The sequence below is a fragment of the Cyanobacteria bacterium GSL.Bin1 genome (genome assembly GCA_009909085.1).
Taxonomy (GTDB): Bacteria; Cyanobacteriota; Cyanobacteriia; order Cyanobacteriales; family Rubidibacteraceae; genus Halothece.
In genome coordinates, this window is sequence record JAAANX010000148.1 from 1 (window position 1) to 7,534 (window position 7,534).

General features: G+C 41.4%; 5 protein-coding genes and 2 pseudogenes. 4 read left to right on the forward strand and 3 right to left on the reverse strand.

The window, feature by feature from the left end:
* Window positions 1–206 precede the first annotated feature (206 nt).
* Window positions 207–422 carry a hypothetical protein gene (locus tag GVY04_17650; protein NBD17883.1) on the forward strand — a complete coding sequence of 72 codons (216 nt, stop codon included), beginning with the start codon at window positions 207–209 and terminating at the stop codon, window positions 420–422.
* Between the two features lie 3 nt (window positions 423–425).
* Here GVY04_17650 and GVY04_17655 read toward each other — a convergent pair whose 3' ends face one another.
* Window positions 426–1,991, reverse strand: coding sequence for a hypothetical protein (locus GVY04_17655; protein ID NBD17884.1), 1,566 nt, complete (start codon window positions 1,989–1,991; stop codon window positions 426–428).
* 447 nt (window positions 1,992–2,438) lie between these two features.
* Window positions 2,439–3,540 (reverse strand): annotated as a pseudogene (locus tag GVY04_17660) (hypothetical protein).
* Here GVY04_17660 and GVY04_17665 point away from each other — a divergent pair.
* Window positions 3,539–3,814: pseudogene (locus GVY04_17665) on the forward strand (IS4/IS5 family transposase). The pseudogenes GVY04_17660 and GVY04_17665 sit on opposite strands and share 2 nt — an antisense overlap.
* A 250-nt stretch (window positions 3,815–4,064) precedes the next feature.
* On the forward strand, window positions 4,065–4,502 hold the full coding sequence (locus GVY04_17670; protein NBD17885.1) for a hypothetical protein: 438 nt from the start codon (window positions 4,065–4,067) through the stop codon (window positions 4,500–4,502).
* A gap of 12 nt (window positions 4,503–4,514) precedes the next feature.
* Here GVY04_17670 and GVY04_17675 read toward each other — a convergent pair whose 3' ends face one another.
* On the reverse strand, window positions 4,515–6,710 hold the full coding sequence (locus tag GVY04_17675) for a hypothetical protein (GenBank protein NBD17886.1): 2,196 nt from the start codon (window positions 6,708–6,710) through the stop codon (window positions 4,515–4,517).
* A gap of 578 nt (window positions 6,711–7,288) precedes the next feature.
* Here GVY04_17675 and GVY04_17680 point away from each other — a divergent pair.
* The coding region (locus tag GVY04_17680) for a DUF924 family protein (protein ID NBD17887.1) at window positions 7,289–7,534 on the forward strand (246 nt) is incomplete at its 3' end.

Consider the following 7,534-nt stretch of genomic DNA (forward strand, 5'->3'; position numbering starts at 1 on the left):
GCACTCGTCAAAAAGCGAAACGAGCTAGCATGGATGTGGCGTATTTGTTGCAAGTTCTTAACGCTTCGATTCCTTTATACTCTAACCTATTTGAGACCTAAATTTTCTTGCGCTTACCCTGAGCCCGAACCCAAGATTTAATTGCAGCCTATTACACGCCTGAATTAGGAATTCTACAAAATTTTATTCAGGATTACGATATTGATTTGATCTTAGTAAAAGATGGCGTTTTTAGTACTACTTATCTCCGAGAAAGTGAACCGAGTGATTGGTTAAGACAGTACCAACCGATTACGCAAACTGTCATCACCTCTCTCGAACAAGGAGAAATTCCGATTCTTTCTTCCTTACAGGGAGACTGTACCCTTTTTACTGAAAAAGATATCCAAGTTATCAGTGGAAGTTGTATTCTCTCGCGTTAAAAATTAGGGCCGTTGGAGTAATTTTGCTCGACTTTCATCGTAAACCACAGTCCACTCTTGATCTGTTGTTTTCTTTAAATGGGCTTCTAGCTTAGAAGAAGGATCAAAGAGAAAAACCGGCGATATTTGCTGTGGAATTTGAAATTGATAGGGATCAGAAACAAGTTGTAAATGAATCTCTGATGCCAGGAGATGGCTCAAGGATAAAATATTAACCACCGAGGTATCTGTGATCACTAAACTTGCTTCAGCCTGATTTATTAAACGAGCCACTTTCGGATAGTGTTCTGTAACATCATCATTTTTATTCCACCAGGTTTCAGCTTGGGAATTAACGGCACAAGAGATAATTCCAGCTGTAATTAAAAATGCCGTTACGCCTCGCCAAATCCAACGTTGCCAAACTCGTGTTTCTAGGGTAATTTTATAAGCTAACAAATGCGCGATCGCGAGTTCTAAACCAAGATAAGCGGGAAATAAATACCGGTTGCGAACAGACGCTTTTCCGCCCAAGAGAACATCTGGCAAAATAATGGCTAGGGCAGTGACGCCAGTGAAGCTAAGAATAAACCACCACGTTTGTTTTTTGGCATGGCGACAGAGGAAATAAAAGGCATAAATACTCAGCAAAACCAGAACAATATTCGCTGATCCTAAATCAACATCATGGAAAACACGATTGACTCCGCGAAACCAACGATCGACTAAAAACGAAAGGGGAACATCTTCTCCGACATCTGCCAAAATTTGATCGGGATAGGGAGAGTAAAGGAGGTACTCAATGATCACAATTCCCCAAGGAATAAAGGCGGCTAATCCTGCAAGTAATGCCAATAAATACTGCTTGATTTTACGGGTCAATTGAATTCCTTCTTCTCCCAAAATATAAATGCCATGAGCTAACATGACCCAAATAAAGAGTAAGTGTGAATAGAGTCCTAAGATTAAACTCAGACTATAATTTATCCAAGCCGTTTTTGTATTCACTCGGAGGGCTTTTAGCAAACACGCACTGGCAAGAAGGGTCGCGACAATCCATAAACTATATTCTCGTGCTTCTTGGGCGTATAAAACATGAATGGGAGAAACAGCAATCAGCGCGATCCCGCTCCCAATTACAGATTTTTCTGAAAATAATTCTTGACCGAGCCAATATAAAATTGGGAATATTAATAAACTAATTAAAGCGGGTAAACTCCGCATTCCTGTAATGGAATGACCAAAAAGTTGTACCCACCATCGCGTTAAAAAATAATACAATGGTGGATGTTCTGCTTTTTGTTTAAGAACTGTGAGTGTATCATTCCAACTACGATTTAAATTGGGATACTGATATTGTTCTCTTAATTCACCAACCGTTAGAATTTCACCTTGAAATAACTGTTCCCGTAAGCCAAGTTTGCTATATCCGGCAACTCTTAGAGAAGTGGCGGTTTCATCTTGCCAATACACTTTTTGATCGAGATGATAAAACCGAAAGAAAACACCAATCCCTACAATGAATAATACGGTGATTGTGAGTAACGATTGAGATTGAAGTATCTTGCTTAGAGTCAAGTGATTTCTCATCACGCAATCCGTAATCTGCTATTCTCAATAATTTTATCAACTCAAATGAATTTCTCTCTTTTTTCTTTTCTTAATCACATCCAATCTTTGTTTTTCTAAAAATCAGAAAGTTGGGTATATTTGTTGTTCTTTAGATATGTTGGGGAAGAACAATTTATGCAGCTTGGTAGGGGACACAATATTCATCAACTATGGAGACCGTTGGCTGTGGATCCCGAGGTAAATGTTTACGAATCTGCAGTGCTACATCCATAAATAATACCATTTTTCAAAACCCCTGAGAGAGATGATTGACCAAAAACCCTGACTCCCATTTTTTATTGCTATCAAGTCTCTCACTATTAATGAAAAATGGTATAACTGCTCATCTGAGGCATCCGGATTTAAACGCCGATTGGTCACTACAATAATCACAAACTTGCTCCTTTTACTGCATTCTGGTTCTGCCTAACTCGCTACTTTTTTCCACGGGGCAAAGGCATTCCTTACCCCTTCTAAACAGGGAGCTAAACCCGGATAGTGACGGAGCAAAACATCCACCATCGAGCTGCGATCAATCCATTCCAGCCCCCATTGGTTATAGACTGCCGCTCGATAATCTTTGGTGAAAAACCGATCACTTTTCAGTCGCCGTGATGCCATTAAAATAAACACTCTAAACGCCGTATCACTAAAACCAAACCCAGAGGGGAGATCTTCGGCAAATAAACCGACCATCAAATCCACACTGTCGATATCATTATTGATAAACCTCTCGTAACTCGTCCGCCCAAACTTGGTTGCTGGTAATTTCATCAAAGGACTTGACCCGATTTTTACCCAGTAACTCACGGAAACGATTATAGCGAGGAACCCCCCGCTCGCGATCGCGCAAAATATCAACCGCAGCCAGATCAAACACTTCTCCATTATCCCGCACTAAATGCTGTAAGAATCGAGGATAGTTGTGCAACGTAATTGCCCCTGGATAAGTAATGCCAAAGGTATAGAATAAATCTTCCATACTCATCGCATCATTCAAAGCACGGGTCCGATTGCCCGAAATTTCAAAGAAATTCTTTTGCATCAAGAAACGGTTGTCCTCTAAGGAATAGAAGTCAACTTCATCCGGAATCAGGGGATGCATCCGATAAACCGAGACAAACTCTTCTGTGAGATAGTAAGGTGCCGCATGATGATCAGTCGATGAACCAATAATCCCACTGAGAGCTTCACTATCCCCGATGCGACCAATGAAATTCTTGAAGCGTCGCCCCAGAAGACCATACCAATTGGAATTGAGAGCTTTAACCGTAGCCGGATGAGGCAAAATCGCCGGCGTCCAATAAACCGTATGAATCTTAGCCATTAAAGCAGCATTAATCAAGCGGGCATGATCAAATAATTGCTGTTCTGTGAAATCCGGATACTTTTGTTTTAAATGATCACAAATTAAGTTATGTTCTTTTACAAAAAGCGTTAGGAGCAGCCCTTTCAAGGTCTTGTGATTTTTCCCAAATTGTAGTTCATTAAGGAAATCAATTTTCAGCATTTGGGAAATCGTCATCATGGTTCTTGGTCAAGTCTTTGAGCGTTTTATCGAGGAAAGCCCCGTATCAGTCATGGTTCGTGGACTGATGGAAAAATTCTTATCTCCCCAAAAACTTGATCAGCTATTTGAGAGAAATAGCGAGATTCAATACACTAAAGAACTACTTTTTTCGACGGGGGTCGAGATGATGAGTGCAGTCACTTGTGGCATTCGACCTTCCATCCCTGCCGCCGATCAAGCTAGAGCTCATGAAGTGGGAGTTTCAGTGACTTCTGTATACAACAAGCTCAATTTTGACACAATGACCCTCATTGAGTTGACCAAGATTCTACTCAATTTAGCAGCTCAGGTTAACTTGGCAGCTTTTTCACGTCATCCTCGCTCCCCAAAAAAGACCAGACGACGTCGAAAACGCACTCGTCGTGCTAATCGACCTCATGTTTCTACTGCTAAGATTTTATCCCAAAATTAAGACCACAAAGTTCACACCTTGAAAGGGCTGGTCCTAGAGTATTCCTTTAGTTGATTTAGGAGACAGTCTAATGAAACGTTATCTTAAATGGTTCAACATTGTGGTATTCGTCGGCGTTCTGATTAATATCTTTGGCATGGCATTACCGTTTATTTTTGCACCGCAGTGGTATCTAGATTTCTTTGGGTTGCCTGGTGGTGGCGGCTCCACAATTTGGATGCGACAAGCAGGACTTCTGCTGTTTTTCATTTCAATTTTGTATGTTCCGGGAGGGAGCGATCCACTGCGCTACAGTTTAAATGCTAAGTTTGCCGTTGTTGTCCGGATGGCGATCGGGCTTTATTGGTTATGGCTATTCTATATTGAAGGGCAACCCCGTGGCTTCCTTGGCTTTGGCATCCTCGACTGTGGTTATGCAGTGTTCAACGGGATTCTCCTCCTGCAAGTTCTCAAGTATAAAGGAGACTCTACAAATCTGGTAGATGAAAAAACTAAAGTTCAATCTTGAACACTCTTAATTCTATAATCCCAATAGTGCTTGAATGGCAGGGAGAAGCTTGTTACATTCCTCTGCGAGCTTTGCAGCACTCGGTAATCCTTCTTTAATTCCTTTAAGCATCGTAGTTGCACGTTTGGCTAATGTTTGATTTTCACTTGCTTTAGGATTTTGTCCTGCTTCTGCTAGCGTTTGAACTTGATTTAAAGCTTCTGCTTTGTCGTCTTCGCTTAAATTTGCTTCTTCGTTGATCGCGCTTTGCAGTTGGGTAAGAAGTTCTTTTAGGTTAGATTGATCGGTTTCTGAATCAGTGTTAGGCAATTCATCTATGCTGTTAGTAACCGTACCGTTGACATTATCCAGGTTGAGATTGACATTGCTGACATTAAAATTGCCGCCAACATTTTCAGCAAAAATTCCTTTTTTCTCTTGACTATTACTCATGGCTTTACTCTCAGCGGTATTGCTATTGGTAATCGTAACGGATGGAGAGTAACTTGCTAAAGCAGCAATTGTTTCTTTCAAGTCTTGAGTATGGCGTTGTTCGGCTTCGAGGAGTGCAGCATTTTTTGCAGCTTCTAGACGCGCTTCATAAGTTTGAGTAAACGTATGCTCTAATTTACCTTTGTCGGCATCAGGTTCTACGGCAATAGTGACTAAGACATCATCTCCTCGTTTCTCCATTCCTTGTACTGAATCCGATGTAATTTCTGGAAACTCTGCCATCACTTTTTGAAACGCAGCAGCAAAGGATTCACGATTGACGCCATCGCGTAGGAGAATTTGCACAGTATTAATAATTTCTTGATATAATTTCTCAAAGTCGCCCGGCTGAAAGACTTGGTCAGGATCATGGGGGCGACGCTCTCGACTGCCTAAATGGTTAGGATATTCGAGGAAAAATACATATTGGCAATCAACATTGCTGAGAATTGTCGTTTCATTAATTGTCCAGGCTTCTAAACAAGCTCCTGTCAGGTAAGCTCCTGTAAAGTTTGTTCCTAATGCAAGAGTTTGAGCGAGGTTTGCATCCTTGAGATTGGCATCCCGTAAATTAGCTTGATTAAGATTTGACTGTTTGAGATTGGCAGACTCTAGATTGACTCCAGCTAAGTTTGCGCCTTCCAAGTTGGCAGCAACATAGGATTTCTTGTAGCCATCTTTAGTTATGAGTAAGTTTCGTACCGCCGGTTGATCTAATAGGGTTTTGCCGACTCTCACTTGGTCAAGCTGATCTGCACCTTGCCAGCAAGTCCGAATCAAGCTTCTAGCACGTAGATCAGTATTTTTCACTTGAGCTTGCGTGAAAATGGCATCCGTTAAATCAGCTTTGTAAAATGAAGTACCGCCTGTTGCAGCAACGGAAATAGCAATTTTCCGAATCCAGGCATCTCGTTGATCTCCTTTCATAGTTCGCCAGGCAATGTAAGCACTGAGTCCTACAACAGCTATGGCTATTGTTGTGATTACTAAGACTGATAGTGTTCCTGCTATTCCAATTGTTCCTGCTGTTCCAAATCCTTTTGCTACTTCTCTTCCAACTACTACTGCAAGGATACCTACTACTACTGCTTCTAATCCTCCTCCTAATATTCCTGTAACTGCTAACGTTATCGCAACTATGACTGCAAATGTTACTCCTACTGCACCTAAAAATACAACTGCTGATGAAAATATAATTGTGTATATAACTGCATATGACATTACTCTGAGCACTGTGTCTGGAAATGCTACTACTCCTGTAGCCATTAATCCAAATCCTGCTGACATTCCCACTGCCACTACGAATGCTACTGCAAATGTTAGTGTTCCAAGAGCATTGACTAATCCTCTTTGTACAGCAAATAAGAATCCTCCTCCTAAAATCAAGAGGAACATTCCAGAAATTAGTATTGCTTCCCCAGTGCTCAAATCATTTGCTTGTGATAAGGGATACATTGTTAAGCCCGCAGCCACCCCTGCTAACGCTCCAACTAGCAAAGAAATCAATAACGTTGTTAGAGTTAATCCTATTACCCAGCGTTTTGGTAACCCAGCTTTTGCTTGACTAAAGTTTGTTCCTTTTAGCGTCGCTTCCCGAAAATTTGTCCCACGAATATCCGCCTCGCTAAAATCTGCCCCAGATAAATCTGCTCTCTTGAAGGATTTTCCCCGCAGATTGACCCGTTGGAAGTTACGTTCGCCATTGCTGTAGCGTTGCAGTACTTCTTTGGCTTTCATTGCTCTAAAATCTTTAAGGAGCAAAGTGGCTCAAAATTCAATATATAGACTTGACACTCCAACATCTAAAAGAAGTTGGATTCTTGAGCTGATCACTGCTCTTTTAGATTGAAAACAATCCTACTTAAGTCTTACACGATCATGTCCTACCCGACACACTAGAATATCACTTGCTATCTAGACGCATTTTAGTGGGTAGCTCTCCAAGCGTTATCGGATTTTCACCGACCGTTTCTGTGTGCCCCACAGTACGGGGATTCCTCCCAAATCACCTTAATTCATTCGCTTTCGTTAGAAAGCTACTGCCCTGCTTATAGAGTTTTCGGTAGCTCTTGCCTTTCTATTTTTCCCTCAAAAGTGCTGCACTATTTGAGCAGAATTTTCACGATGTGCGACGGCATTTCAAAGGCGAAGGCTTATCTAATTTTACCCTAGAAGTTTGTTTGACTCAACAAGAGTGAAGGTCTCGTCAAACTCGCCTTATATCTAACCTCTAAAGACCAGAGCAAAGCGTGAGGATTGGTTTTACGGCGACTCCTATAATATTACAAGGAAATAGAGTTATACACTCAATTCAAATGAGTCAAGAACAATACTCGTCTGCACAAGCGGTTTTAGATTTTTGGTTTGGTTCTCCCGAAGATGAAAATTATGGCAAGCCACGTCAGGAATGGTTCACGAAAGACCCTGAATTTGACGCAGCCGTCCGATCGCGCTTTCTCTCACTGTATCAACAGGCAGCTAAAGGAGAACTCAATGCCTGGAAAAATTCACCAGAAACCTGTTTAGCGTTGATTATTCTGCTCGATCAATTTCCCCGCAAT